General features: G+C 63.3%; 26 protein-coding genes. 12 read left to right on the forward strand and 14 right to left on the reverse strand.

Going from position 1 to position 25,685, the window contains the following annotated elements:
- Window positions 1-151: 151 nt before the first annotated feature.
- Window positions 152-2,377: an ATP-binding protein gene (locus tag JQ631_RS19100; protein ID WP_212328208.1), complete on the forward strand. Its 2,226-nt coding sequence runs from the start codon at window positions 152-154 to the stop codon at window positions 2,375-2,377.
- A 111-nt stretch (window positions 2,378-2,488) separates the two neighbouring features.
- On the opposite strand, the gene coaA is transcribed toward JQ631_RS19100, so the two are convergent.
- From coaA to hisB, 7 genes are all read right to left on the reverse strand, one after another.
- Window positions 2,489-3,445, reverse strand: a complete 957-nt coding sequence (coaA, locus tag JQ631_RS19105) for a type I pantothenate kinase (RefSeq protein ID WP_212328209.1) — start codon at window positions 3,443-3,445, stop codon at window positions 2,489-2,491.
- Between the two features lie 22 nt (window positions 3,446-3,467).
- Window positions 3,468-3,788: a phosphoribosyl-ATP diphosphatase gene (locus JQ631_RS19110; protein ID WP_212328210.1), complete on the reverse strand. Its 321-nt coding sequence runs from the start codon at window positions 3,786-3,788 to the stop codon at window positions 3,468-3,470.
- 69 nt (window positions 3,789-3,857) lie between these two features.
- The gene (gene hisF / locus JQ631_RS19115) at window positions 3,858-4,634 is read right to left on the reverse strand and encodes an imidazole glycerol phosphate synthase subunit HisF (protein ID WP_212328211.1); all 777 of its coding nucleotides are present in this window, start codon (window positions 4,632-4,634) and stop codon (window positions 3,858-3,860) included.
- A gap of 3 nt (window positions 4,635-4,637) precedes the next feature.
- Window positions 4,638-5,375: a 1-(5-phosphoribosyl)-5-[(5-phosphoribosylamino)methylideneamino]imidazole-4-carboxamide isomerase gene (gene hisA, locus JQ631_RS19120; RefSeq protein ID WP_212328212.1), complete on the reverse strand. Its 738-nt coding sequence runs from the start codon at window positions 5,373-5,375 to the stop codon at window positions 4,638-4,640.
- Window positions 5,372-6,022 carry an imidazole glycerol phosphate synthase subunit HisH gene (gene hisH, locus JQ631_RS19125; RefSeq protein WP_212328213.1) on the reverse strand — a complete coding sequence of 217 codons (651 nt, stop codon included), beginning with the start codon at window positions 6,020-6,022 and terminating at the stop codon, window positions 5,372-5,374. Before hisH ends, hisA begins: the two co-directional genes overlap by 4 nt.
- Entirely contained in the window at window positions 6,019-6,549 is a 531-nt protein-coding gene (locus JQ631_RS19130; protein ID WP_212328214.1) for a DUF2628 domain-containing protein, read from the reverse strand. The genes hisH and JQ631_RS19130 overlap by 4 nt, the downstream gene beginning before the upstream one ends.
- A gap of 69 nt (window positions 6,550-6,618) precedes the next feature.
- Window positions 6,619-7,212 (reverse strand): imidazoleglycerol-phosphate dehydratase HisB, encoded by a 594-nt coding sequence (gene hisB, locus JQ631_RS19135; RefSeq protein WP_212328215.1) that lies wholly within the window; start codon window positions 7,210-7,212, stop codon window positions 6,619-6,621.
- Between the two features lie 201 nt (window positions 7,213-7,413).
- On the opposite strand from hisB, the gene hslV reads away from it, so the two are divergent.
- The 4 genes from hslV to JQ631_RS19155 all read left to right on the forward strand — a co-directional run bounded on the left by hslV (window position 7,414) and on the right by JQ631_RS19155 (window position 11,138).
- Complete coding sequence (gene hslV / locus JQ631_RS19140) at window positions 7,414-7,974, forward strand: ATP-dependent protease subunit HslV (RefSeq protein WP_092232686.1); 561 nt, start codon at window positions 7,414-7,416, stop codon at window positions 7,972-7,974.
- A 3-nt stretch (window positions 7,975-7,977) separates the two neighbouring features.
- Complete coding sequence (locus JQ631_RS19145) at window positions 7,978-8,586, forward strand: DUF2585 domain-containing protein (RefSeq protein WP_212328216.1); 609 nt, start codon at window positions 7,978-7,980, stop codon at window positions 8,584-8,586.
- Window positions 8,587-8,638: 52 nt separating this feature from the next.
- Window positions 8,639-9,943: an ATP-dependent protease ATPase subunit HslU gene (gene hslU, locus JQ631_RS19150; protein ID WP_212328217.1), complete on the forward strand. Its 1,305-nt coding sequence runs from the start codon at window positions 8,639-8,641 to the stop codon at window positions 9,941-9,943.
- 73 nt (window positions 9,944-10,016) lie between these two features.
- Window positions 10,017-11,138 (forward strand): hypothetical protein, encoded by a 1,122-nt coding sequence (locus JQ631_RS19155; RefSeq protein ID WP_212328218.1) that lies wholly within the window; start codon window positions 10,017-10,019, stop codon window positions 11,136-11,138.
- Here the strand turns inward: JQ631_RS19155 and JQ631_RS19160 are convergent.
- Genes JQ631_RS19160 through JQ631_RS19170 form a run of 3 tightly spaced genes read right to left on the reverse strand, consistent with a single transcriptional unit; the run spans window position 11,135 to window position 13,903 of the window.
- A complete protein-coding gene (locus tag JQ631_RS19160) occupies window positions 11,135-11,725 on the reverse strand; it encodes a Smr/MutS family protein (protein ID WP_212328219.1) in 591 nt (196 codons plus the stop codon). The two genes, JQ631_RS19155 and JQ631_RS19160, sit on opposite strands and share 4 nt — an antisense overlap.
- Window positions 11,722-13,221, reverse strand: coding sequence for a murein transglycosylase A (gene mltA / locus JQ631_RS19165; RefSeq protein ID WP_212328220.1), 1,500 nt, complete (start codon window positions 13,219-13,221; stop codon window positions 11,722-11,724). The genes JQ631_RS19160 and mltA overlap by 4 nt, the downstream gene beginning before the upstream one ends.
- Window positions 13,199-13,903 carry a Tim44/TimA family putative adaptor protein gene (locus tag JQ631_RS19170; protein WP_212328221.1) on the reverse strand — a complete coding sequence of 235 codons (705 nt, stop codon included), beginning with the start codon at window positions 13,901-13,903 and terminating at the stop codon, window positions 13,199-13,201. Before JQ631_RS19170 ends, mltA begins: the two co-directional genes overlap by 23 nt.
- Before the next feature lie 397 nt (window positions 13,904-14,300).
- Between JQ631_RS19170 and secB the strand changes: the two genes are divergently transcribed.
- On the forward strand, window positions 14,301-14,786 hold the full coding sequence (gene secB, locus JQ631_RS19175) for a protein-export chaperone SecB (RefSeq protein ID WP_212328222.1): 486 nt from the start codon (window positions 14,301-14,303) through the stop codon (window positions 14,784-14,786).
- Window positions 14,787-14,795: 9 nt separating this feature from the next.
- Here the strand turns inward: secB and dnaQ are convergent, their stop codons facing one another.
- From dnaQ to JQ631_RS19195, 4 genes are read right to left on the reverse strand one after another with little or no spacing between them, the layout of a single operon-like run.
- Window positions 14,796-15,551, reverse strand: coding sequence for a DNA polymerase III subunit epsilon (gene dnaQ / locus JQ631_RS19180; RefSeq protein ID WP_349645006.1), 756 nt, complete (start codon window positions 15,549-15,551; stop codon window positions 14,796-14,798).
- Complete coding sequence (gene coaE, locus JQ631_RS19185; protein ID WP_212328224.1) at window positions 15,551-16,150, reverse strand: dephospho-CoA kinase; 600 nt, start codon at window positions 16,148-16,150, stop codon at window positions 15,551-15,553. The genes dnaQ and coaE overlap by 1 nt, the downstream gene beginning before the upstream one ends.
- A gap of 23 nt (window positions 16,151-16,173) precedes the next feature.
- On the reverse strand, window positions 16,174-16,782 hold the full coding sequence (locus JQ631_RS19190; protein WP_212328225.1) for a Maf family protein: 609 nt from the start codon (window positions 16,780-16,782) through the stop codon (window positions 16,174-16,176).
- 9 nt (window positions 16,783-16,791) lie between these two features.
- Complete coding sequence (locus JQ631_RS19195) at window positions 16,792-17,631, reverse strand: pyruvate, water dikinase regulatory protein (protein WP_212328226.1); 840 nt, start codon at window positions 17,629-17,631, stop codon at window positions 16,792-16,794.
- A 460-nt stretch (window positions 17,632-18,091) separates the two neighbouring features.
- Between JQ631_RS19195 and hemJ the strand changes: the two genes are divergently transcribed.
- From hemJ to JQ631_RS19225, 6 genes are all read left to right on the forward strand, one after another.
- On the forward strand, window positions 18,092-18,526 hold the full coding sequence (hemJ, locus tag JQ631_RS19200) for a protoporphyrinogen oxidase HemJ (protein ID WP_212328227.1): 435 nt from the start codon (window positions 18,092-18,094) through the stop codon (window positions 18,524-18,526).
- A 263-nt stretch (window positions 18,527-18,789) separates the two neighbouring features.
- Window positions 18,790-20,055, forward strand: a complete 1,266-nt coding sequence (gene rho / locus JQ631_RS19205; RefSeq protein WP_027535007.1) for a transcription termination factor Rho — start codon at window positions 18,790-18,792, stop codon at window positions 20,053-20,055.
- Between the two features lie 314 nt (window positions 20,056-20,369).
- Entirely contained in the window at window positions 20,370-21,704 is a 1,335-nt protein-coding gene (gene mnmE / locus JQ631_RS19210) for a tRNA uridine-5-carboxymethylaminomethyl(34) synthesis GTPase MnmE (RefSeq protein WP_212328228.1), read from the forward strand.
- A gap of 418 nt (window positions 21,705-22,122) precedes the next feature.
- A complete protein-coding gene (mnmG, locus tag JQ631_RS19215; RefSeq protein WP_212328229.1) occupies window positions 22,123-24,003 on the forward strand; it encodes a tRNA uridine-5-carboxymethylaminomethyl(34) synthesis enzyme MnmG in 1,881 nt (626 codons plus the stop codon).
- Window positions 24,004-24,153: 150 nt separating this feature from the next.
- Window positions 24,154-24,786: a 16S rRNA (guanine(527)-N(7))-methyltransferase RsmG gene (gene rsmG / locus JQ631_RS19220; protein ID WP_212328653.1), complete on the forward strand. Its 633-nt coding sequence runs from the start codon at window positions 24,154-24,156 to the stop codon at window positions 24,784-24,786.
- Window positions 24,787-24,816: 30 nt separating this feature from the next.
- The gene (locus JQ631_RS19225; RefSeq protein ID WP_212328230.1) at window positions 24,817-25,683 is read left to right on the forward strand and encodes a ParA family protein; all 867 of its coding nucleotides are present in this window, start codon (window positions 24,817-24,819) and stop codon (window positions 25,681-25,683) included.
- Window positions 25,684-25,685: the final 2 nt, after the last annotated feature.

Below are 25,685 nucleotides of genomic sequence, written 5' to 3' on the forward strand. Positions count from 1 at the left end.
AACCGCTGCACACTTTTCCGGATCATGCTCTGAGGCGTTAACACCTCGTCAACCCAGTTTCGAGGCGACCCGAAAGCCTCAAGCTGTTCGCAAGGTCGGCAAGACATCGTCGCGCACGGCGGTGGCAGGTTTCGAGTCGGGGTCGGTAGCGATGGGTCGGACGTTCCGGATCAAGGTGCGCATGCGCCGCTTCAGGCGACAGCACCCGAAAATCGCCTTCGCGATCCGCTCCTTCATGATCTTCTCGGCGACGTTCGGTGGCGCCTATGGCTTCGTCACCGGCAGCCGCGCGCCAAATTCCGGCTACGATCCCAACGCCTTTGCGATCGGCGCGAGCTTCCTGTTCGCGCTGGCGTGCCTTGGCCTCGCCACGCTCAGCATGCGGCTGCGCTTCGTCAACAAGCGGATGCGCAAGCTCGCCGCCCACAACGAAGCGCTGATCGACCGCAATTGGGAGCTGAAGGAAGCCGAAGAGCGTGCTCGCAGCCTGTTCGAATCCCAGGGCGACCTGATCGTGCTGCGCGACCATCACGGCCGCATCACTTTCGCCAACGACGCCTATTGCGCGCTGGCCGCTCAGGCGCGCGGCGCGCTGGTCGGCACGCGGTTTGATTTCGACGTGCTGGAGCAGGGCGACAGCGCGCGCGAAAGCAACGGCACGCGCATCCACGACCAAAGAATCTCGACCCCGCTCGGCGCGCGCTGGATCGCCTGGCGCGAAGGCTTCGTGCGGCTCGATGCCGGCCAGCCCGCCGAATTGCAGAGCGTCGGGCGCGACGTCACCGACCGCACCGAGAGCGAACGCGCGCTGTCCGATGCGCGCAACCAGGCCGACGCCGCCAACCGCGCCAAATCGCGCTTCCTCGCGATGGCCTCGCACGAGATCCGCACGCCGCTCAACGGCATCATCGGCATGGGCGGCCTCCTGCTCGACACCACGCTGACGCCGGAGCAGACGACGTACGCGAGGGCGGTGAAGACTTCAGGCGAAGCGCTGATGGCGCTGATCGAGGAGCTGCTCGACTATTCCAAGATCGAAGCCGGCAAGCTCGATCTCGACCAGCGCCCCTTTGCGCTCTCGACCCTGATCGAGGAAGTCACCGAGCTGCTGGCGCCGCGCGCGCAGGCCAGGAAGCTCGAGATCGCCGCCTATGTCGACGAGCGGCTCCCGCTCGAGGTCACCGGCGATGCCGCCCGGCTACGCCAGGTGCTGCTGAACCTCGCCGGCAACGCCATCAAGTTCACAGCTCACGGCGGCGTCGCGCTGATCGTCGAGCCCGGCATCTGGCCGAACGAGATCAGCTTCCTGGTCCGCGACACCGGCATCGGGATCGCGCCAGAGGCGCAGTCGCGCATCTTCCGCGAGTTCGAGCAGGCCGACGACCGCGTCGCCCGCACCTATGGCGGCACGGGGCTGGGCCTCGCCATCAGCGAGCGCATCGTCAAGCGCATGGGCGGTCGCATCACCCTGGAGAGCGAGCCTGGCAAGGGCTCGACCTTCGAGGTCGCAATTCCGCTCGCGCCCTCGCAAGGCGACGCCGGGCGAACGACGTTCCCGAGTCCCGATCTCGCCGGCAAGTCGATCCTGCTGGTCGCCGACGGCATCGAAGCATCTCTCATCGCGCGGCGGCTGGAGCGCTGGGGTGGCCAGACCTGCCTGGTCGCGGATGCGACCGCCGCCGAAGCGCTGCTGCCGGAGCGCTCGTGGCATGCGCTCCTCGTCGACCGTGCGCTTGGTCAGGGCATCGCAGATCGCCTGGGCGAGGCCGCCCGCGCCCATGCAACGCAGCGCCTTGTGCTGCTGACGCCGAGCTCGCGTCACGACAAGCTCTCCAGCGCCTTCACCGGCTTTCTGGTGAAGCCGCTGCGCGCAGCTTCGCTCGCTGCGCGTCTCGCGCTGACGCCGGAAGTCGCCTCGCCCGATCTCGCGCCCGAGCCTGTCGAGCCTGCTGCAGTCAGAGCGCCCACTGGCGGCCTCTCGATCCTGGTCGCCGAGGACAACGAGATCAACGCGCTGCTGATGCGGTCGCTGCTGACCAAGCTCGGCCACCGTGTCGTTATCGCCGTTCACGGTGAGGCCGCGCTGGAATCCTGGCTAGCGGCGAGCTCGGCCGGCACGCCGTATGACCTGGTTCTGATGGACATCCAGATGCCGCAGCTCGACGGCATCGAAGCAACCAAACGCATCCGCGCGCACGAGGCCGCCAAGGGCGTCCACCGCACGCCGATCCTGGCGCTGACCGCGAACACGCTGGTGGAAGATCGCTACGCCTGTTTCGAGGCGGGCATGAACGGATTCCTGATCAAGCCGCTCGATCGCGAGAAGCTGGACGAGGCGCTGGCGGGGTTGGCGGCGTCGCGGCAGCTGGCGGTGTAGGACGCGCTTTCTCCCCGTCATCGCGAGGAGCTCCTGCGACGAAGCAATCCAGAGGCCCCTTTGAAACGATCCTGAATTGCTTCGCTACGCTCGCAATGACGAGCGTGTGGACTACAACCTTCTCAGCGCCACGCTCTCCACCACGTGATCCGCACCCTTCTTCAGGATCAGCGTCGCGCGTGGGCGGGTCGGCAGAATGTTGTCCTCGAGATTGGCGAGGTTGGTGCGCTCCCAGATCGCCGTGGCGGTGGCAACGGCCTCGTCGTCCGACAACAGCGCGTAGCGGTTGAAGTAGGACTTCGGGTTGGTGAATGCGGTGTCGCGCAGCGCCAGGAAGCGCTTGATGTACCAGCGCCGGAGCGCCGCTTCGTCGGCGTCGATATAGACCGAGAAGTCGAAGAAGTCGGAGACAACGGGCACCGCCTTGCCGTCACGCGGCAGCTTGCCGGTCTGCAGAACGTTGACGCCCTCGACGATCAGGATGTCGGGCTGGTCGATCTCGACCCACTGGTTCGGCACGATGTCGTAGGTCAGATGGGAATAGACCGGCGCGCGGACGTGGCGACGCCCGGACTTGATGTCGGAGAGGAAGTTGAGCAGCAGCTGCAGATCGTAGCTTTCGGGAAAGCCCTTCTTCTGCATGATACCCTGCCGATCGAGCACGGCATTCGGATAGAGAAATCCGTCGGTGGTGATCAGCTCGACCTTCGGCCGCGGCGACCAGCGCGCCAGCAGTGCCTGCAGCACACGAGCGGTGGTGGACTTTCCGACCGCGACCGAACCGGCGACGCCGATGATATACGGCACCTTGCGATCGCGGATGTCGAGGAACTGGCGTTCCGCGTAATACAGGCGCTGCATCGCATCGACGTAGATCGAGAGCAGGCGCGACAACGGGAGATAGATATCCTCGACCTCCTGGAAGTCGAGGCGATCATGCAGCGACCGCAGCCGGTCGAACTCGCCCGGCTCCAGCGTCATCGGCGTATCGTCGCGCAGACGCGACCACTGCTCGCGCGTGTATATGCGGTATGGATTATACTGCTGCTCGGGTGCGCGGATATCCATGACGCGACCTTTCCGTTGGGGCTCAGCCCTTACGCGACGCTTTCTCTTCCAACCCAGACATGTTCGTGCGCTTGTCCAGCGCCGCTTCCACCTCTTCCAGTTTTACGCCGCGCGCCTTAAGCAGCACAAGGAAATGGTAGAGCAGGTCGGCGCTCTCGGCGATCAGATGCGCGCGATCGTTTTCGACTGCTGCGATTACGGTTTCGACTGCTTCCTCACCGAACTTCTTGGCGCAATGCTCGGCGCCCTTGTCGAGAAGCTTGCGGGTATAGGAGGCCTCGCCACCGGAAGCCGCGCGGGCATCAATGGTGTCGGCGAGATCGTGGATGGTGAAACGCGACATACGGAATACTCAGAAACATACAAGGCCAGAGGCCCAATGGCTGTTTAGCATTTTTATGAACGGGAGTCGTCAGGCATCCAGGCGCATGGGCAGTCCGCGCCGGGCCATGTGCTCCTTGGCGTCTCGGATGGTGAATTCCCCAAAGTGGAAGATCGAGGCGGCCAGCACAGCAGTGGCATGCCCGTCGCGGATACCGTCGACGAGGTGGTCGAGATTGCCGACGCCGCCCGAGGCGATCACGGGAACGGGAACGCTGTCGGCGATCGCCCGGGTGAGGGGGATGTCAAAGCCCTGCCGGGTGCCGTCCCGATCCATCGAGGTGAGCAGGATTTCGCCGGCGCCGAGCGAGACCACTTCCTGGGCATATTCGATGGCGTCGATGCCGGTCGAGTTGCGGCCGCCGTGGGTGAAGATTTCCCATCGGTCGGAGCCACCCGGGCGCTTGACCCGCTTGGCATCGATCGCGACCACCACGCACTGCCCGCCGAACTTTTCGGCAGCTTCCTTGACGAACTCGCGCCGCGACACTGCGGCGCTGTTGATCGAGACCTTGTCGGCGCCGGCGCGCAGCAGCGTCTTGATGTCCTCCACCTTGCGCACGCCACCACCGACGGTGACAGGCATGAAGCAGGCCTCCGCCGTGCGCCGGACCACGTCCAGCATGATGCCGCGGTTCTCATGGGTCGCGGTGATGTCGAGGAAGGTCAGCTCGTCGGCGCCGGCGGCGTCATAGGCGATGGCGGCTTCGACGGGATCGCCGGCATCCCTGAGATCGACGAAGTTGACGCCCTTGACGACGCGGCCGTCCTTGACGTCGAGGCAGGGGATCACGCGCACCTTGAACATGTGTCAGCTCCTGCGCGCGTCACGGATCAAGGTGAGGGCGGCAGCGGGATCGAGCCGGCCGTCATAGAGCGCACGCCCGGCGATCGCGCCGGCGAGCTTTTTTGCGCGCGGCGTCAGCATGGCTTTCACATCCTCGATCGAGGCGAGCCCGCCGGAGGCGATCACCGGAATCGAGATGGCGTCGGCGAGCGCAATGGTCGCGTCCAGGTTCAGGCCTTTGAGCAGGCCATCGCGCGCGATGTCGGTGAAGATGATGGCGGCAACGCCGGCATCCTCGAAACGCTGCGCGATCTCCAGCACCGTCACCTGCGAGGTCTCGGCCCAGCCTTCGACCGCGACCTTGCCGTCGCGCGCATCGAGCCCGACTGCGACGCGGCCGGGAAATTTCTTCGCAGCAGCCTTCACGAGGTCGGGATCGCGCACCGCAGCGGTGCCGATGATGACGCGGGTGATCCCCTTGTCGAGCCAGGCTTCGACGGTCGCAAGATCGCGAATGCCGCCACCGAGCTGCACCGGAATCTTGATCGTCTTCAGCATGGCCTCGACGGCCTGCGCATTCACCGGCTTGCCGGCGAAGGCGCCGTCGAGATCGACGACGTGGAGATATTCAAACCCCTGCTCGACGAAGCTCTGCGCCTGCGCTGCGGGATCGAGATTGAACACGGTTGCGCGCGCCATGTCGCCTTGCTCGAGGCGCACGCATTGGCCGTTCTTGAGGTCGATGGCAGGAAAGAGAATCACGGTTTCCATCGCAAAAAGTTCGAGATCAGGGCCAGGCCGAAACGCTGGCTCTTCTCGGGGTGAAACTGCGTCCCGATGGCGGTGTCCTTCGCGACGATCGCGGTGACGGGACCGCCGTAGTCGGCGCGCGCGAGCACATCCGCCTCATTGGCGGCATTGAGGTGGTAGGAGTGCACGAAATAAGCGTGCTGGCCCTTGGGGCCGAGCGGCAGCTTGTTCAGCACCGGATGCTCTTGCAACAGGTCGAGCGTATTCCAGCCCATGTGCGGGATCTTCAGGCTCTCATCGCGCGGCGTGATCTTCTCGACGTCGCCGCCGATCCAGTTCAGGCCGTCGGTCGTGACATGCTCCTTGCCCCGGCTCGCCATCAACTGCATGCCGACGCAGATGCCGAAGAACGGCCGTGCCTTCACGCGCACCGCTTCGGTGATCGCCTCCACCATGCCGTTGACCGCATTGAGCCCGCGCCTGCAATCGGCGAAGGCGCCGACACCAGGCAGCACGAGGCGATCGGCACCATAGGCCTTATCCGGATCGCTGGTGACGAACACCTTCTCACCGTTCTCCAGGCTGCGCGCGGCGCGCTCAAAGGCCTTGGCGGCGGAATGCAGATTCCCGGAACCGTAATCGATGATGGCGACGCTCACCTTGACCCTCCCGGTTCTGGAAACAACCCAATGATGCCGCCGGCCGGAAGCGGCGGCGGGCTCGAAAATTGCTGACCCGGCACGTTGCGGGTCGGCGGCGGGCCGCCGCGATCGACGGCCCATTGATCGTTGACGATGCCGCGCTGCTTCTGGCTCCAGCGCTCGAAGAAGCGGCGCTCGGCGGTGTCCTCGTCATCGGCGACAACGACATCGAGCTGACGCCAGTTGCCGCGTGAAAAAGTCCAGCGGCGCAGGCTCGACGCCTCGAAGCCCATCAGCAACGCGACGATGCAGTTGGCGAAGAAGATCGAGCCGCGGCTGAGGCCAAGGCTGTGCAGGGCGGCATCGAACGCGGCGAGAAAGACGATCCAGCCGATCAGCGCCAGCCACAGCCTGTTCCAGGCCAGCCAGAACGGGCCGAACAGCATCGCCCAGAAATGGAATCCGTCGCGCACGAACACGAACTTGTCGGTCGCGCGCAGATCGGACCCGCCGGGGGAGGGAGCATGAACTGTGTAGACAGGCATTTTCGATGCCCCGTTCTCGAGAATTCAAGTCGATGCCGCCGGCAGCGCTTGGCCGCGGAGACGGAGAGGTCAGCCGCCAAGCGAGCCCTTGGTGGAGGGGATTTCGCCCGCCGCCTTGGGATCGATTGCAACCGCGGTGCGCAGCGCCCGCGCCAGGCCCTTGAAGCAGGACTCGGCGATATGGTGGCTGTTATCGCCATATAGGGTCTCGACGTGGAGAGTCACGCCGGCGTTGATGGCGAAGGCCTGGAACCACTCCCGCACCAGCTCGGTGTCGAACTCACCGATCTTGTCGCGGGGGAAGTCGGCCTTGAACACCAGGAACGGGCGGCCCGAAATGTCGATGACGACGCGCGTCAGCGTCTCGTCCATGGGCATGTGCACGCCGGCATAGCGGGTGATGCCCGCCATGTTGCCGAGCGCCTGCTTGAGCGCCTGGCCGAGCGCGATGCCGGTGTCTTCGGTGGTATGGTGATAATCAATGTGCAGGTCACCCACCGCCTTGACCGTGAGGTCGATGCGGGAATGGCGGGCGAGGAGATCGAGCATATGGTCGAAAAAGCCGATGCCGGTCGCGATATTGGCCACGCCGGTGCCATCGAGGTTCACGGAGACCTCGATGTCGGTTTCCTTGGTCTTGCGCTTGATCGTCGCGGTGCGCATGGAAAATCGGTTTCCATTCTAGCTTTGAGCCGAAAACGCCAGTCTCTTAACAGCCAAATGACGCCTTCGCTACTGCGGGAACGGGTGGCCGGGCCTCTACTTGTGCCTATGGTGAGCGAATTCGGCCCGGAACGGTCCATTGCGCGCCAGTTGTCCCCTTGGCCGCGACCGCCTAAATCAGGCCGGACAACGAGGTATTTCATGCAGGATTCCCAGAACAGCTCGCCGGTCTGGCACGGCACCACGATTTTGACCGTCCGCAAGGGCGGCAAGGTGGTGGTCGGCGGCGACGGCCAGGTCTCGATCGGCCAGACCGTCATCAAGTCCAACGCCAAAAAGGTCCGGAAACTCGGCAAGGGCGACGTGATCGGCGGCTTTGCCGGCGCTACCGCCGACGCCTTCACCCTGTTTGAGCGGCTGGAGAGCAAGCTCGAGCAGTATCCGGGGCAGCTCACCCGGGCCGCCGTGGAGCTCGCCAAGGACTGGCGCACCGACCGTTACCTGCGCCGGCTGGAGGCCATGATGATCGTGGCCGACAAGGACGTCTCCCTGGTGCTCACGGGCACCGGCGACGTGCTCGAGCCCGAGGCCGGCGTCATGGCGATCGGCTCCGGCGGCAATTACGCGCTGGCGGCGGCCCGCGCCCTTGTTGACACCGACAAGGACGCCGAGACCATCGTCCGCCGCTCGCTCGACATCGCCGCCGACATCTGCGTCTACACCAACCGCAACGTCACCATCGAAGCGCTGACGGCCGGTTGAGCGATGACCTCGGCCCGCAGCGTCAACCCGACCCTATCAGCAATCCCGCCGCTCGCTTGGGTCGCAATCGCGCTGCTGTTGCTGGCGTCGCAGGCCTCGATTTTGTTTGCGATGGGGCGGGTGCCGATCTGCACCTGCGGCTACGTCAAGCTCTGGCACGGCGTGGTCAACAGCTCGGAGAACTCCCAGCACATCGCCGACTGGTACAGTTTTTCGCACGTGCTGCACGGCTTCCTGTTCTACGGATTGACGTGGCTCCTGTTCTCGCGCCGCCTCACCTGGCCGGCCCGGCTCATCATTGCGATGCTGATCGAGGGCGCATGGGAGATCGTCGAGAACTCACCGTTCATCATCGAGCGCTACCGCGCCGGCACGATCTCGCTGGATTATTACGGCGACAGCATCGTTAACTCGGTCTCGGACACCTTGTTCATGATGCTCGGGTTCCTCGTCGCGCGCGTGCTGCCTGTTACAGCAACCATCGCGCTCGGGCTTGCTTTCGAGATCATGCTGGCGCTGCACATTCGCGACAATCTGACGCTCAACGTCCTGATGCTCATCCATCCGGTCGAGGCCGTGAAGCAATGGCAATCCGGCCCGCCGATCATTTGACGGTCAAAAAACCGGCTTGTCCCCGCCGGTTTCTAATCCTAGCTAGGGTCCCATGACAGACTTCTCTCCCCGCGAAATCGTTTCCGAACTCGACCGTTTCATCGTCGGCCAGGCTGACGCCAAGCGCGCCGTCTCGATCGCGCTGCGCAACCGCTGGCGCCGGCAGCAGCTCGAAGGCTCCTTGCGCGAAGAGGTGCTGCCGAAGAACATCTTGATGATCGGTCCCACCGGCGTCGGCAAAACGGAAATCGCGCGGCGGCTTGCCAAGCTGGCGAATGCTCCGTTCCTGAAGGTGGAAGCGACAAAATTCACCGAGGTCGGCTATGTCGGCCGCGACGTCGAGCAGATCGTGCGCGACCTCGTCGAGGTCGCGATCGCCCAGGTGCGCGAGCGCAAGCGCAAGGACGTGCAGGCGCGCGCCCAGCTCGCCGCCGAAGAGCGCGTGCTCGATGCGCTCGTCGGTGCCAATTCCAGTCCGGCAACGCGGGAATCCTTCCGCAAGAAGCTGCGCGCCGGCGAGCTCAACGACAAGGAAATCGAGATCGAGACGCAGTCGTCGGGAAGCGGCATGCCGATGTTCGAAATTCCGGGCATGCCGGGCGCGCAGATGGGCGCGATCTCGATCGGCGACATCTTCGGCAAGATGGGCGGCCGCAGCAAGACACGCCGGCTCACGGTCGAGGGCTCGCACGAGATCCTCGTCAATGAAGAATCCGACAAGCTGCTCGACACCGACCAGCTGACGCTGGAGGCGATCAGCGCGGTCGAGAACAACGGCATCGTGTTCCTCGACGAGATCGACAAGATCTGCGCCCGCGACGGCCGCGTGGGCGGGGACGTCTCGCGCGAGGGCGTGCAGCGCGACCTGCTGCCGCTGATCGAGGGCACCACGGTCTCGACCAAGCACGGCGCGGTCAAGACCGACCACATCCTGTTCATTGCGTCCGGTGCCTTCCACGTCGCAAAACCGTCCGACCTGCTGCCGGAATTGCAGGGCCGCCTGCCGATCCGCGTCGAATTGCAGGCGCTGACCCGCGACGACATGCGCCGCATTCTCACCGAGCCCGAGGCCTCGCTGATCAAGCAATATATCGCGTTGATGCAGACCGAGGGCGTGACGCTCGACATCACCGACAGCGCCATCGACGCGCTCGCCGACGTCGCGGTGGCTGTCAATTCCACCGTCGAGAACATCGGCGCGCGGCGGCTCCAGACCGTGATGGAGCGAGTGCTGGACGAGATCTCCTTCACCGCCCCCGACCGCAACGGCGAGACCGTGCGGGTCGATGCCGAGTTCGTACAGAAGCATGTCGGCGACCTCGCCAAGAACGCCGACCTGAGCCGGTTCATTTTGTAATTCGGCTGGGCTCAGCTATTGATCGGGCCGTCGTCCCGGCGAATGTCGGGACTGGTAGCCGCGACGGTCCTCGTTGAAACACATCCTGCAAAACCCCTGGCGGCTGCTGCTCGCGATCAATGCGGCGGTCGTCGCCGGCGTGTTCGCTCACAAGATCCAGCTGCCGCCTTACGTCCCTTACATCCATCTCATCGTCGACTACCATTTCGGCTTCATCAAGCGCGCGCTGATCGGGGCGATCGTTGCGCTGTTCACCGACAAGGTGCCGGTGTGGCTGGTGTTCGCGCTCGGCGGGGTGACGTGGCTGGTGACATCGGGGCTGTACGCGAGACTGTTCCAGAAGACGTTCGGCTTCAGCGCCAGGACGCTGCCGCTGTTCGTCTTCATCGCGGGCTCGCCGTTCTTCCTGAAGAACTTCATGCACACGCTCGGCCATTTCGACATCTATGGCTGTGCGCTGGCGATCATCCTGCTGCTGATGCCGGCGGGCTCGTTGCTGTTCGTGGCGACCGCCGCGCTGTTCTCGATCATTCTCGTTCTGATCCACCACATTCATCTGCTGATGTATGTGCCGACGATCATCACCATCGTCGTGACCAGGCACTATCTCGCTTACGGCCTCAATCGTGGCAACGTCGCCTTCGGCATTATCGCTTTCGTCCTGGTCTCCGCGTTGTTCTTCGCCGCACAGTTCCTCGGGACGATGCCGATCCCGGAAGCGGATTTCGTTGCCTATCTGAAAACACGGATGGTCGATCCCTCACGCACCGATCTGCTGCAATTCGCCTATATCTGGTATCAGCCGCTGGCGAAGGAGATTTCCGACACCTGGGGCCGCCTGCCGCACAACAGCCTCGGCATTCCCGTGTTCGCCCTGCTGATCTGGTTGCACACGCCGCTGTGGCGCTATTTTGCGAGCCTGATCGGCGCGCTTGCAAACGAGATGCACCGACGCCTCGTGATCGCAGCATTGATCGGCATCAGTCTCGCCTATCTCGTGATGTTCGCGATGGTGTTCGACTATTCGCGCTGGATCTCGAACTGGGCAGTCTGCATGTTCCTGATCCTGCATGCGGTGAAGATGCTGCCGGCCAAGCAGGACACAGCGCCGATCCCCGCAGAGGACCAGAAGACCAATATCTTCGGCTTGATCATCACCCTGATCCCACGCGTCGGAATCGTGCGGCCGTTCTAAAACCTCGTCCGCCTGATCCGCACGTAGAGCGCGCCCTCGCCGCCATGGCCGATATGCGCCTCTTCGAACCCCACGACGAAAGCACGAAATTCCGGCAGGCTCAGCCATTCCGGCACCTGTCGACGCAGCACGCCGCTTTCGCCGCCGCTGCGGCCCTTGCCCGTGATGACGAGCACGAAGGTCAGGCCCTCGTGGTGGGCGCGATGCAGAAAGCCGGTCAGGGCGCGGTGCGCGCGCATCTGGGTCATGCCGTGCAGATCAAGCCGCGCCTCGATCTCGCTGCGACCGCGCGACAGTTTTGCCCGTTCGCGCTTGCCGAGCGGGGCGAGCGGCGGGATCGCCGGCTTTGACGGACGCGGGGCGGGCGTAACAGCCAATGGCCGTGGCGACAGCGCGGGTTTGGCAACGTGAGCTGTGACCGCAAGCTCAGGGCGGGGCGCAGCATGCACTTTCGTCGCGCGATGCTTCCGCAGCGGATTGACCTGCTTTGCGACGAGCTCCCACAGCTCGCGATCTTCCTCGGTGAGCACACGACGGCGCGGCGAGGGGCGCGGATCCAGCACGGGCGGACGGGACGATCGCTTCATTGCTGGTGGGAACGACTTTTCATGGGCCTGCGCGGTTCGCGCACAGGTTCTATCACAGGACGCGGCGCCGGCAGCGGCACCGGCCCGGCAATTGCGACCGTCTCGTCCTTGACAGGGGTTGAAGCGGCCGGTTGCGGAAACAGCTTTGCAATCTTCTCCGATGGCCGCGGATCCGGCACAGGCAACCTGGCGGCGCGCACGCTGGGATCGAGGCTCTTCGGCACCAGCATCACGAAATGCATGGCGTGTCGCAGCCGGCCCGAGACGCGGCCGGCATCAGCGCCCGCGCCAAAATAGAGATCGGCGCGTGCGGGACCGACGATGGCCGAGCCGGTGTCCTGCGCGATCATCAGGCGATGGAACGGCGTCTTTGATCGCTCGGACTCGATCGGCAGCTCGCCCTCGATGAAGAACGGCGTGCCGTAGACGTGGAGCGATTTGTCGACCGCAATCGAACGGCCGGCGGTCAGCGGAATGCCTTGCGCACCGACCGCCTCGTCCTTGTCGGACAGATTGACCTCGCGGAAGAAGATGTAGGAGCGGTTCTGGCGCCGCAGCTCCTTGGCGCCATCGGGGTTCTGCGCCATCCATTCCCTGATCTTCTGCATCGACATCTCTTCCTTCGGGATGATGCCGCGCTCGATCAGGACGCGCCCCACGGCGGTGTAGGGATAGCCGTTGTAGGAATCATAATTGAGCCTGACGGTGCCGCCATCATCGAACTTGATCCGCGCCGAGCCCTGGATCTGGGCGAACAGCAGATCGGTCGGGTCTTTCAGCCAGGCGATTTCCAGCCCGCGGCCGGCAATCTTGCCGTCCTCGATCTCGCCACGGTCGTAATAGGGCACGAGCTTGCGGCGGCCGATCTTGCGATAAACGGGTCCCTTGTTGGGCAGGCTGACCGAGGCCTGATTGAAGCCGCGCACGAACAGGTTCGAGGGGCGGCGATAGACCGGAACGTTGTAAACGTCTGTCTGCGTGCGCGATCCCTCGAGCACCGGCTCGTAATAGCCGGTAACGAAACCGTCGGGCTCACCAAGGCGCGAGATGCGCAGCGGCGAAAAGTTTTCCTCGAAGAAGGTCTTTGCCTTCGCGTCATCGGCCGCCTCGAGCAACTTGGCGGCGCGACAGGGTTCACTCAGCGAGCCGCCCAGAGCTTTCGACTCGGAAGCTCCGGTCTGCGCGTTGATCGACCGGCAGCTGGCGCGAAAGGTCTTGTAGGCCGCGAGATGGTCGTCGTCGGTCCAGCCCTTCACATCGGCCCAGGCCAGCGGCAGATATTGCGCACCGGGGATCTCGAACGGGAGAGGGAGCTGCGGATAGGGCAGCGCGCGCGGCGGAACCGCGGCGACTTGCGGAAGGTGATGGTAGTGGCTGCGGTAGTGACGCCGCGCAGCCTCGGCGCCAAGCGAAAACGAAGCCAGCACGACGAGACCTGCGCAAAGCGCCGTCGCGCTGTTCTTCAGAAAGATCTTAATTCGCGCTTCCGGTGCCAACCAGCTTCCAGTTCGGATCGCGAGAGGTGACGTCGCGGGCGAAAGTCCAGATGTCGGTGATGTCGGCGACCTTGTCGGCGTTGCCGTCGACGATATTGCCGGCCTTGTCGCGGGTGACCGAGATCATCTGTGAGACGAAGCGGATCGTCAGCTGCGCCGTGCGATCGCGCAGTTCGGCGCCGACCAGCTCGGCCTTGTCGATCGAGACGAAGCGCGTTTCGGTCTTCTGGTCGTTCTTCTCGCGATCCTTGATCGCGGCGTCAAAACTCTCATAGACCTCCGACGACAGGAGGTCGCGCAGCGCGCGGCGGTCGCCATTGGCAAAGGCCAGCACGATCATCTCATAGGCGCCGCGTGCCCCCGAGATGAAATGCCGCGGGTCGAAGGTGGAGTCCTTGTCGACGATGGCGTCGAGGCCCTGGGCGAGCGCGGTGCCCGGCTCGGTCAGGCCCTTCCAGCGGTCGGAGGGCGGGGTCGGCTCAGTCGTCGGCGCCGGCGGCGGCTGATCGATCACCTTGCCCGGCATGGTCACGACGTTCTTGTCGGGGGCACCCCCCAGCGCATTGCGCGCCGTGCGGTCGAACGGCGGCCGCTCATTGCCGGTTCGCTGCCCGAGCACGCTACGCAGTCTCAGGAAGATAAAGACCGCCAGCGCAAGGAAGATGATGGTGTAAATGTCCACGTCGTACCGCTTTCTGGTCTTCTTGGGGTCGCTGCCGGGAAAATCAATCCGGCCAGTAGACCGTTCCATACCCGAACGGCAAGATGACATCACCATTTTAGGCCGGCGCGTCACGTCCGCCGGATGTAGGCACGAAATTTGGCCCGGCCAATGGCGCCTTTTGGCACAGCGGGAAGTGTAGCGCGTTTTATGCTTAAGGGGAAACCCGATCCTGGGCGGAAATCGCGCATCTTCAAGCGTTTAACGTGCAATATGGTATCCGGGGCGGGTGAAACGTCGCAGTTGTCAGCGTGGGCCGGATCGACCCGCCGGGGCCGTTCGTCCTTGTGGAATGAGGCGCCCCTATGGTAGCCAACCGCCGCGAAATTCAGCCCCAATCGGGTAAGGAGACACTTCGATGACCAACGGTAACGGCACCCCTCCCGAGGCGGCCCAGGCTCCCCAGCTCAACGTGCTGGCGCAATATACCAAGGACCTCTCGTTCGAAAATCCGAACGCACCGGGCTCGCTCCAACCGCAGAGCCAGCCGCCCCAGATCAACATCCAGATCAACGTCAACGCCAACAATCTCAGCGAAAGCGAGTTTGAGGTGACGCTGTCGGTCGAAGGCAAGGCCGAGACCGCGGGCAAGGTGATGTTCTCGTTCGAACTCGCTTATGCCGGTGTGTTCCGCATCACCAACGTGCCGCAGGAGAACCTGCATCCGCTGGTCATGATCGAGTGCCCGCGCCTGCTGTTCCCGTTCGCTCGCGAGATCATTGCGACCGCCGTGCGTGACGGCGGGTTCCCGCCGCTGATGCTGGACCCGGTCGACTTCGTCGGTCTCTATCGCCAGAACATGGAGCGGCAGATGGCCGCCCAGGGTCAGACCGGCCAGGCCTGATAGGCCAGGCTAGCCGGCAGGAAGAGCGGCTGGAGCGGGGAAGTACTCGTTCCAGATCGCCTTGTCGCCCATCGTTGCGATGAAAGCCCGATGGGCCTCGCGCTCGGCGTCTGACACCCGCGGCACAAGCGGAACAGGCCGTTGCCGCCGTGGTGCATCCCCACCGGCTTTGACGTGAATCTCCTGAGCTTCCGACGCCAGCAGGAGCTGCGATTGCCGCGCTCCGACCAGATCGACATAAACCTCTGCCAGGAGCTCGGAGTCGAGCAGTGCCCCGTGCTTGGTGCGGTGTGAATTGTCGATCGAATAGCGCGAGCAGAGATCGTCAAGCCGGTTCGACACGCCGGGATGCTTGCGCCGCGCCAGCAGCAGCGTGTCAACCAGCCGCTCCCGCGGGATTGCGGCACGCTTGATCCGGTCGAGCTCGGCATTGATGAAGCTGATGTCGAACGAGGCGTTGTGGATCACCAGCGGCGCATCGCCGATGAACTCCAGAAACGCGTCGACCACCTCGTGGAACAGCGGCTTGGTCGAGAGAAACTCGGCCGACAGTCCATGCACCGCGAAGGCTTCCGCCGGCATGTCCCGTTCAGGATTGATATAGACGTGATAGGTCTGTCCCGTCGGCATACGGTTGAAGATCTCGACGCAGCCGATTTCGACCAGACGATCGCCGCGCAGGGGATCGAGGCCGGTGGTTTCGGTATCGAGAACGATTTCACGCATGTTTCTGAGAGATCTAGGACGCCGTTTGAGGCGGCGAATCAGGTCCGCCGCTGCGGCATCTTAACGACCTCGGCCAGGATATGGGTGATTTGCGCGCGCACCGGCTCGAGTCCGTGCGAGGTATCCACGACGAAATCGGCCCGCTTGCGCTTTTCGGCGTCGGGCATCTGCTTCGCAATGATGGCGTCGAGCTTGGCCTCATCCATGGTTCCACGCGACAGCACGCGCTCGCGCTGCAATTCCGGAGAGGTCGAGACCACGACAATGGCATCGACGCGTTTCTCGCCACCGGTTTCGAACAGCAGCGGGATGTCGAGAACCACGACCGGTGCCTTGGCCGCTTCCGCATCAGCAAAGAATTTCTGCCGGGAGGCGCCGAGCATGGGATGGACGATCTGCTCGAGCTGCTTGATGGCGGCGGGATCGTGCACCACGCGCGCGGACAGCTTTGGACGATCGACCTTGCCGTCGCCAGTGGTGCCGGGGAAGGCGGCTTCGATCGCCGGCGCGGCCTCGCCTTCATAGAGCTGATGGACGGCAGCGTCCGCGTCGTAGACGGGAACACCGGCCTCCGCGAACAGTTTCGCGGTGGTGGATTTACCCATTCCGATCGAGCCGGTCAGTCCGAGAATCCGCATCAGCGTAAACCAGTCCCTGTCAGTTACACCGCAACTAGCCGCTCGCGTCGCAGAAATGCAAGCAGCGGCAAGAGCGGCAGACCGAGAACGGTGAAATGGTCGCCCTCGATGCGCTCGAACAGATGGATGCCGAGGCCTTCGAGCTGATAGGCGCCGACGCTTGTGGTGACGGCGTCGCCGGCGGCATCGAGATAGGCTGAAAGCTCGGCCTCGGACATCGGCCGCATCGTCATGCGCGCGATCGAGACATCCTCGAAGACAATCTTGCCGTCATGCGCCACGGCGACGGCAGAGTTCAGCTCGTGAGTGCTGCCTGCAAGATCGTGCAACTGCGCCAACGCCTGTGCACGACCGGCGGGCTTGTTGAACAGACGGTCGCCGAGAGCCAGCGTCTGGTCGGCGCCGATCACATAGCTTCCAGGACGATTGGCAGAAACCGCCTTGGCCTTTTCCCGCGCCAGCAGCAGGCCGATCTCGCGTGGGTTTGAAAGTTTCGACGCGGCCTGAATGCCGCGTTCGTCGATGTCAGCAGTCTCTGTTTCAAATTCGAGCCCGGCATTCGCCAGCAGCATTTTTCGCGCGCCGCTCTGCGAGGCCAGGATCAACGGAGTTTTGCCACGCCACAGATCCATGTTCGAAAACTATTCCGAGGGCCGATTGCGCTGGCGATCGCTGTAGAGCTTCATGATCGCCGCCGCGGTTTCCTCGATCGAGCGCCGCGTCACGTCGAGCAGCGGCCAGTCGTGCTTGGCGCTCAGCTTGCGCGCAAACGCGACCTCTTCGGTGACCGACTGCCTGTCGGTATAGGTGTCGCTGCCGGATTCGGCACCCATGGAAAGCAGGCGATTCTGACGAATCTGGATCAGACGTTCCGGCGTCGCATGCAGGCTCACCACCAGAGGCCGGGTCAGCGTCTCCAATTGCGCCGGCACGGGAATGCCAGGAACCAGCGGCACGTTGGCGGTACGAATACCGCGGTTAGCGAGATAGATCGACGTTGGCGTCTTCGAGGTACGGGACACACCGACCAGGACGACATCGGCGTCCTCGAGCCCTTCGACGTGCTGACCATCGTCGTGGATCATCGTGTAATTCAACGCGTCGATGCGTTTGAAATATTCCGCGTTGAGGACGTGCTGTGCGCCGACGCGGCCCGTGGTCGCTGCACCGAGATAGGCTTCGAACATTTGCATGACCGGGCCGATGATCGACAGGCTCGGAACATTGATCGCCTTGCACTTGTCCTCGAGCCTGGAAACCAGGTCCTTCTCCAGCAGCGTGAACAGCACGATGCCAGGCGCTTCCTCGATCTCGTCGAGCACGCGGTCGAGCTGCTTCTGGCTGCGCACCAGCGGATAGACATGCTCGACCGGCGTGACGTTGGCATATTGCGCGGCGACGGCGCGCGCGACCGTAATCAGGGTCTCACCCGTGGAGTCGGAGACGAGGTGCAGGTGAAAATAATTGTTCGAGGTCGGCACAAAAACTCTTTGAATTTCGTTGGGACGGTTTGTGGATTTCTGTGGAGCTTAACCTCTCGGAAAGGGATGTGCGACGCCTGGGGCGGGATAAGTGCCGATTTTCTTCACACCACTGCCCATCAGAACAAGTCCGGCGCCCTGTCGCGAGGGAAGCGGGATTGCGCGGACAACCCCTTTGATAAGCTGCCGACAGATAGGCGCAAGCCTTTGAAGCGGCCGGGCTTATCCGAGGAGGCGCAGATCATTCGGGATATGTTGATGGATGTGAACAAGCGCGCGTCAACGCGCGGACGGCGTTGCGTGAGTCCAATCCACGGTCACTCAGACTCAAACCTTAAGAATCTAAGATTCTAGATTTGAGGAAGGCACTACGGACGGATATGTGTGCAGGTGAGACCTTAACGAGTTCTTACTATCCCCAGACCGCCTGATGGCTGGGTGCAAAATCGGATGCCCGGACATGTTTGAAGACGTCTATCTCTGGATCAAGGCGCTGCACGTGATCGCGGTCATCGCCTGGATGGCCGGCATGCTCTATCTGCCGCGGCTGTTCGTTTATCACTGCGAGGCCGAGATCGGGTCGAAACAGTCCGAAACCTTCAAGGTCATGGAACGCCGCCTGCTCAAGGCGATCATAAACCCGGCCATGATCGTCACCTGGCTCGCCGGGCTTTACCTCGCCTGGGCCGGCCACTGGTTCACATTCGGCTGGCTGCACGTAAAACTGGCAATGGTCCTGGCGATGTCCGCGGTCCACGGCTTTTTGTCCCGCTGGCTCAAGGACTTCGCTGCCGACCGGCGTCCCCACAGCCAGAAATTCTTCCGGATTATCAACGAGGTACCGACCGTCCTGATGATCATCATCGTCATCATGGTGATCGTGAAGCCGTTCTAGGCAAAAATTCCAGGCAAGAAACGTGAACGATCGCTCAGCGCTTCGGCTTGCGGAGTGGGAAGCGATTTTCTATATTATCGACATCCCACCCTAACGCAGGCGGATGTGGTTGTGTCTGAGCTTTCCAGAGGCCGGACACCGCATCAGGTTTGAAGCCCCCACCGGCACTTAACCTTGCCAGACCTGCGGACCTTACCTTCTCACGTCCGCATTTCAGAGCCTCCTCGCACCCCCTCTCCAGGTTACCCCACAGGACCACCCCAATGCGGGAAATTAAACTTCAGGACCTCAAGTCGAAGACGCCGGCCGAGCTCGTCTCGTTCGCGGAAGAGAATGGGGTCGAGAATGCCAGCACCATGCGCAAGCAGGAGCTGCTGTTCGCCATCCTCAAGCAGCTCGCGCTCGCCGAGACCGACATCGTCGGCGAGGGCGTCGTCGAGGTGCTCTCCGACGGCTTCGGCTTCCTCCGTTCGCCCGACGCAAACTATCTGCCGGGCCCGGACGATATCTATGTTTCGCCCTCGCAGATCCGCCGTTTCGGCTTGCGCACCGGCGACACCATCGAAGGCCACATTCGCAGCCCGAAAGAGGGCGAACGTTATTTTGCGCTGCTGAAGGTCAACACGCTCAATTTCGAGGACCCGGAAAAGGCCAAGCACAAGGTCAATTTCGACAACCTCACGCCGTTGTTTCCGAATCAGCGTTTCCGCATGGAAATCGACGATCCGACGCGGAAAGACCTGTCTGCGCGTGTGATCGACATCGTCGCGCCGATCGGCAAGGGCCAGCGCGCGCTGATCGTCGCGCCGCCGCGCACGGGTAAAACCGTGCTGATGCAGAACATCGCACACTCGATCACGCACAATCATCCGGAATGCTATCTGATCGTGCTGCTGATCGACGAACGTCCGGAAGAAGTCACGGACATGCAGCGCTCGGTGAAGGGCGAGGTCGTGTCGTCGACCTTCGACGAGCCGGCGGTGCGCCACGTCCAGGTCGCCGAGATGGTGATCGAGAAGGCAAAACGTCTGGTCGAGCATGGCCGCGACGTCGTCATCCTGCTCGATTCGATCACGCGTCTGGGTCGCGCCTACAACACCGTGGTGCCGTCATCCGGCAAGGTGCTGACCGGCGGTGTCGACGCCAACGCGTTGCAGCGCCCGAAGCGCTTCTTCGGTGCCGCCCGAAACATCGAGGAGGGCGGCTCGCTGACCATCATCGCGACCGCGTTGGTCGATACCGGCAGCCGCATGGACGAAGTCATCTTCGAAGAGTTCAAGGGCACCGGTAACTCGGAACTCATCCTCGACCGCAAGGTCTCGGACAAGCGCACCTTCCCGGCCATCGACATCTCGCGCTCCGGCACCCGCAAGGAGGAACTCATCACCGACAATCAGGTGCTGAAGAAGATGTACGTGCTCCGCCGCATCCTGAACCCGATGGGTACGATGGACGCGATCGACTTCCTGCTCGACAAGCTGCGCTCGACCAAGAGCAATTCGGAGTTCTTCGATTCCATGAACACCTGATCGAGGGTGCAGCAAGAGTTTTGAGGGCGCCTTCGGGCGCCCTTTTTCTTTTGTGCGCCTTTGCTGCGGGAAAGTGCAGCATGCCGGCGGACGTGCCATCGGAGCTGATATTCGAATAGTCCATTGATATATCTAAGTAATACTTGATTTCTCTGTAGCTCACACGGTCTGGGATCAGGATTATGCAGCAAAATGCTGCGGCTTATTTTGCGATGCAATATCGTCGATGCTGCGGATTGAGACGCAGCAAAGCAGGTCGCTGGCACCCTAGAACGAGCCGTTTGCCTTTTCCCCGCCAGGCGGACAAATAGGCCATGCACCCGCGAGACCAGACCATCTTTGCGCTGTCGTCAGGCCGTCCACCGAGTGCGATCGCCATTGTACGCGTCTCGGGTCCGCAAGCGGGCCTGGTGGTGACGACACTGGCGGGAAAGCAGCCGACGGCGCGGCAAGCCAACCGCCGGCTGCTCCATGACGGCGCGGGACAGCCGATCGATGATGCCGTCGTCCTGTGGTTTCCAGGGCCGGGCAGTGCGACCGGTGAGGACGTCGCCGAGTTTCACGTCCATGGCGGCCGCGCGGTGCTGGCCGGACTCTTCGCCGCAATTTCTAAAATTCCGAATACACGTGCAGCCGAGCCTGGCGAGTTCACCCGGCGCGCTTTCGAGAACGGCAAGCTCGATCTGACCGAAGCCGAAGGCCTCGACGATCTCATCCACGCCGACACCGAGCGGCAGCGCCGCCAGGCGTTGCGACAGTTGCAAGGCCTGCTCGGCGATCGCGCGCGTGACTGGCGCGAGCGCATCATCGAGGCCTCGGCGCTGATCGAGGCTGGCATCGATTTTTCCGACGAAGGCGATGTGCCCGCGGAATTGAGGGCGCCGGCTGTCAAGGCGATCATGGCGCTGCACGACGAAATCGAAAAAGTGCTTGCGGCACAGGGACATTCTGAACGCCTGCGGGACGGCTTGGTGGTCGCGATCGCGGGCGAGCCGAACGTCGGCAAATCGACACTGATGAATCAGCTCGCCCGGCGCGAGGTCGCGATCGTCTCGCCGCACGCCGGCACCACGCGTGACGTGATCGAGGTGCAGCTTGACCTCGACGGCTATCCCGTCACCGTCATCGACACCGCGGGCATCCGCGAGACCGACGATCCCGTCGAGCAGGAAGGCGTGCGCCGGGCGAGGGCGCGCGCGGAGGACGCCGACCTCGTGCTGTGGCTGACGGACGGAGAACGAGCCGCTGATCCGGACGCGATGAGATCCGGCGATCGCCCTGGCCGTTCTGTCTGGACCGTCCGCAACAAGATCGACCTTGGCACTGCCGCGGCCGGTCCGAGTAACGAATTCGGAATCTCGGCGAGACGGGGCGATGGCATTCCTGAGCTGGTCGAGGCTCTCGTGAAATTCGCGGCCGACTTCTTTGGAACGACCGAGGGCGCATTGGTGACCCGGGCCCGTCAGCGCGATCTGCTGGCTCGGGCTTCGGTCAGCTTGCGCCGGAGTCTGGAGCTTGTAGAAGAGGGCGAAGAGCTTGCCGCTGAAGAGCTGCGCGCCGCGGCCTATGCCCTGGGTCGGCTGTTGGGCCGGGTGGACGTCGAGGACGTCCTTGGGGCCATTTTCCAGAAATTCTGCATCGGAAAGTAGCGCTAGTTCTTCATTGTAGAACTAGCGCTTGTTCCACTATTTGCGTTTCACGTGAAACACCCCGGCTAGCCCGCTGTTTTGGGCAGAGCCAGCTGTTCGGTCGGGTCCATCCCCCGTATTGCGAGGACCTCTTGCGACGAAACAATCCAGATCGCTACCGCGGAAAGAGTCTGGATTGCTTCGCTCCGCTCGCACTGACGGAGGGAGCAGCGAGATCCCGGCAGCGGCCTTCACGCCTGTTGCCGCTCGATCTTTCCGTTTCACGTGAAACACTAAACACCCCTACATTCTTCCTACTGTGCATGGGGTTGTTTTCACGAAACGGCACGGCCGCATCCGTGCCTGCGTTTCACGTGAAACACCCGCCCCACCCAGTTTCCACTTCCGGCTTCCCCGCCTCTGAGCTAGAAGTCCGCGCATGCGACCAGAGCGAGAGAATTTCGACGTCATCGTCATTGGCGGCGGCCACGCCGGCTGTGAAGCCGCGGCTGCCGCTGCCCGGATGGGCGCGACGACCGCCCTGGTGACGCATCGTTTCTCCACTGTCGGCGCCATGTCCTGCAATCCCGCCATCGGTGGTCTCGGCAAGGGTCATCTGGTCCGCGAAGTCGACGCTCTCGATGGTCTCATGGGCCGGGTCGGCGATGCCGGCGGTATCCAGTTTCGTGTCCTGAACCGCCGGAAGGGTCCCGCTGTGCGTGGCCCCCGGGCCCAGGCCGACCGCAAGCTCTATGCAGCCGCCATGCAGGCGGCAATCACTGCGACTGAGAGTCTTTCCGTCATCGAAGGCGAAGCCGATGAGCTGACGGTGGTCGATGGCCGGGTCACCGGACTGCGCCTGGCCGATGGTCGGGTGCTTCGGGCAGGGGCCATTGTCGTCACCACCGGCACCTTCCTGCGTGGTCTGATTCATCTCGGTGAGCAGAACTGGCCCGCCGGCCGGGTCGGCGAAGCCCCCGCGATGGGTCTTTCGGCCTCCTTCGAGCGTGCCGGCTTCACCCTGGGACGGCTCAAGACCGGTACGCCGCCGCGTCTGGATGGGTCTACGATCGACTGGTCTGCGGTCGAGATGCAGCCGGGGGACGAACCGCCGGAGCCGTTCTCGGTCATGACCGAGCGGATCACGACACCGCAGATCCAGTGCGGCATCACCCGGACCACGTCGGCGACCCATGAGGTGATCCGGGCCAACGTCCATCGCTCCCCGATGTATTCCGGCCAGATCAAGAGCTCCGGTCCCCGCTATTGTCCCTCGATCGAGGACAAGATCGTCCGCTTCGGCGACCGCGATGGCCATCAGATCTTCCTTGAGCCGGAAGGTCTCGACGACAGCACGGTCTATCCCAACGGCATCTCGACCTCGCTCCCGGAGGAGGTCCAGCTCGCGATCCTTGCCACCATCCCCGGACTGGAGCGGGTGAAGATGGTTCGTCCGGGCTACGCCATCGAATACGACCATATCGACCCCCGCGAGCTCGATCCGACCCTCCAGACCAAGCGTCTGCGTGGTCTGTTCCTGGCAGGGCAGATCAACGGCACCACCGGATACGAAGAGGCCGCCGGGCAGGGCATCGTGGCCGGCCTGAATGCAGCTCTCTCCGCGAGCGGTTCCGCGCTGACGGTGTTTGATCGTGCCGACGGCTATCTCGGCGTCATGATCGACGACCTCGTCACCCGCGGCATCAGCGAGCCCTATCGGATGTTCACTTCCAGGGCCGAGTACCGGCTGACGCTGCGGGCGGACAATGCCGATCAACGCCTGACCGAGAAGGGTATCGCACTCGGCTGCGTCGGCAGTGCGCGGATCCGGCACCATCGCACAAAGATGGATGCCCTAAACGCTGCCCGGACACTCTCGAAGTCCCTGACCATTACCCCGAACGAGGCGATCAAACACGGGCTATCGCTGAATCGCGATGGCCAGCGCCGGTCAGCCTTCGAGCTGATGGCTTATCCTGACATCGGCTGGAGCCAGGTCCGCACGATCTGGCCTGAACTGGCCGCGATCGACCCTGTGATCGCGACCCATCTCGAGATCGACGCCAAGTACGACGTCTATCTGGAGCGCCAGAGCGCCGACGTCGAAGCCTTCCGGCGCGACGAGGGTATGGTGCTGTCCGAAGTCGACTACAGCCAGGTCCCAGGCCTCTCCAACGAGGTCCGCGCCAAGCTGGAGAAGGCACGGCCGTTCACGGTCGGCCAGGCCGGCCGGATCGACGGCATGACTCCGGCGGCGCTCGGCATCCTCGCGGCCTATCTCCGTCGTGAGGCACGGAAGACTTCCAAAGCAATCGCATAGGCGTTTCACGTGAAACAGCGCGGACCGGGCGGGGACAGACCGCTATCCCGACGACCCGGAGCAGGTGAGGGCGCTGCTCGTCAACCCAACCCGGCGCCGGCCAAGCCGAAGATCGACAAGTCCAGCGCCAACGATCAGGCCCTCGATTCCATGATCGCGGCGGACAAGCGCGCCGCTTTGAAGCTTGCGCCCGTTTCACAGGAAACGGAGGCACGCCTCGATCGCTACATTGCGCTGCTGCGGGAGTGGCAGGCCAAGACCAATCTGGTCGCGCCCTCGACCCTGCCAAGCCTCTGGACCCGGCACATCGCCGACTCGCTTCAGCTCGTCGATCTGGCGCCGTCAGCAAAACGCTGGGCCGACCTCGGCAGCGGTGGTGGCTTTCCCGGAGTCGTGCTGGCCTGTGCCATGGCGGGGACGCCTGATGCCAGCGTCCACCTCGTCGAGCGAATCGCCAAGAAGGCAGCGTTTTTGCGCGAGGCGATCCGCGTCACCACATCTCCGGGAGTCGTACATCTCGCTGAGATCGGGGATAATGTGGATAGAATCACCGGCCCCGTCGATTGCGTCACCGCGCGTGCGCTGGCTCCGCTACATCAACTCATCGGCTTTGCGGAGCCGCTGATGCGCCAGGGCGCAAAGGCGCTGTTTCTCAAGGGTCAAGATGTAGAGGCTGAATTGACCGAAGCCGCTAAATATTGGAGTATTCAGCCGCAGCTCCACCAAAGCCGGACGGGCGATGGCTGGATCGTCGAGTTGATTTCGGTTGAACGGCGCGGGTGAGGCGCTCAGGGGCTGAGTTGAGGAATTACGATGACCGTGATTGACGAGCCGCAGCAAGACCAGACCGCCCAAGAGACCGATCAAGTCCCGCATGGTCACCCGCGCATCCTGGCGCTGGCGAATCAGAAGGGCGGCGTGGGAAAAACAACCACAGCGATCAACCTCGGAACGGCACTCGCTGCGATTGGCGAGCGCGTCTTGATCGTCGACCTCGATCCGCAGGGCAACGCCTCGACGGGCCTCGGCATCGATCGCCGCAACCGCTCCTGTTCGACCTATGACGTGCTGATCGGTGAAGCCCCACTGCGCGAGGCCGTTGTCTCGACCGCGGTGCCGCGGCTGCATATCGCGCCGTCGACCATGGATCTCTCCGGTCTCGAGCTCGAACTCGGCACCACGGCCGGCCGCGCCTTCAAGCTGCGCGATGCGATCGGCGCGCTCAACAACAACGTCTCGCCGGAGGGCGACTACACCTATGTGCTGATCGACTGCCCGCCCTCGCTGAACCTGCTCACGGTCAATGCGATGGCCGCATCGGACGCGATCCTGGTGCCGCTGCAGTGCGAGTTCTTCGCGCTCGAAGGTCTGTCGCAATTGCTGCAGACAGTGGAGCAGGTGCGCTCGACGCTCAATCCGAACCTGTCGATCCACGGCATCGTGCTGACCATGTTCGACTCGCGCAACAACCTCTCCAACCAGGTCGTCGCCGATGTCCGCCAGTTCATGGGCGAGAAGGTCTACAAGACCATGATCCCGCGCAACGTGCGCATCTCGGAAGCGCCGTCCTACGGCAAGCCGGTCCTGGTCTACGATCTCAAATGCGTCGGCAGCGAAGCATATCTGCGGCTCGCGACCGAAGTGATCCAGCGCGAGCGCGAGCTGCGCGTCACGCATTAGCG

Source organism: Bradyrhizobium manausense, assembly GCF_018131105.1.
In the GTDB taxonomy this organism is placed as follows: domain Bacteria; phylum Pseudomonadota; class Alphaproteobacteria; order Rhizobiales; family Xanthobacteraceae; genus Bradyrhizobium; species Bradyrhizobium manausense_B.

What these genes read in the sequence shown, in the direction of transcription:
- JQ631_RS19100 (WP_212328208.1), top strand. Translation starts at nt 152, where the DNA reads ATGGGTCGGACGTTCCGGATCAAGGTGCGCATGCGCCGCTTCAGGCGA.
- coaA (WP_212328209.1), bottom strand. Translation starts at nt 3,445, where the DNA reads ATGGATATCCGCGCACCCGAGCAGCAGTATAATCCATACCGCATATAC.
- JQ631_RS19110 (WP_212328210.1), bottom strand. Translation starts at nt 3,788, where the DNA reads ATGTCGCGTTTCACCATCCACGATCTCGCCGACACCATTGATGCCCGC.
- hisF (WP_212328211.1), bottom strand. Translation starts at nt 4,634, where the DNA reads ATGTTCAAGGTGCGCGTGATCCCCTGCCTCGACGTCAAGGACGGCCGC.
- JQ631_RS19130 (WP_212328214.1), bottom strand. Translation starts at nt 6,549, where the DNA reads ATGCCTGTCTACACAGTTCATGCTCCCTCCCCCGGCGGGTCCGATCTG.
- hisB (WP_212328215.1), bottom strand. Translation starts at nt 7,212, where the DNA reads ATGCGCACCGCGACGATCAAGCGCAAGACCAAGGAAACCGACATCGAG.
- hslV (WP_092232686.1), top strand. Translation starts at nt 7,414, where the DNA reads ATGCAGGATTCCCAGAACAGCTCGCCGGTCTGGCACGGCACCACGATT.
- JQ631_RS19145 (WP_212328216.1), top strand. Translation starts at nt 7,978, where the DNA reads ATGACCTCGGCCCGCAGCGTCAACCCGACCCTATCAGCAATCCCGCCG.
- hslU (WP_212328217.1), top strand. Translation starts at nt 8,639, where the DNA reads ATGACAGACTTCTCTCCCCGCGAAATCGTTTCCGAACTCGACCGTTTC.
- JQ631_RS19160 (WP_212328219.1), bottom strand. Translation starts at nt 11,725, where the DNA reads ATGAAGCGATCGTCCCGTCCGCCCGTGCTGGATCCGCGCCCCTCGCCG.
- secB (WP_212328222.1), top strand. Translation starts at nt 14,301, where the DNA reads ATGACCAACGGTAACGGCACCCCTCCCGAGGCGGCCCAGGCTCCCCAG.
- coaE (WP_212328224.1), bottom strand. Translation starts at nt 16,150, where the DNA reads ATGCGGATTCTCGGACTGACCGGCTCGATCGGAATGGGTAAATCCACC.
- JQ631_RS19190 (WP_212328225.1), bottom strand. Translation starts at nt 16,782, where the DNA reads ATGGATCTGTGGCGTGGCAAAACTCCGTTGATCCTGGCCTCGCAGAGC.
- hemJ (WP_212328227.1), top strand. Translation starts at nt 18,092, where the DNA reads ATGTTTGAAGACGTCTATCTCTGGATCAAGGCGCTGCACGTGATCGCG.
- rho (WP_027535007.1), top strand. Translation starts at nt 18,790, where the DNA reads ATGCGGGAAATTAAACTTCAGGACCTCAAGTCGAAGACGCCGGCCGAG.
- mnmE (WP_212328228.1), top strand. Translation starts at nt 20,370, where the DNA reads ATGCACCCGCGAGACCAGACCATCTTTGCGCTGTCGTCAGGCCGTCCA.
- mnmG (WP_212328229.1), top strand. Translation starts at nt 22,123, where the DNA reads ATGCGACCAGAGCGAGAGAATTTCGACGTCATCGTCATTGGCGGCGGC.
- rsmG (WP_212328653.1), top strand. Translation starts at nt 24,154, where the DNA reads ATGATCGCGGCGGACAAGCGCGCCGCTTTGAAGCTTGCGCCCGTTTCA.
- JQ631_RS19225 (WP_212328230.1), top strand. Translation starts at nt 24,817, where the DNA reads ATGACCGTGATTGACGAGCCGCAGCAAGACCAGACCGCCCAAGAGACC.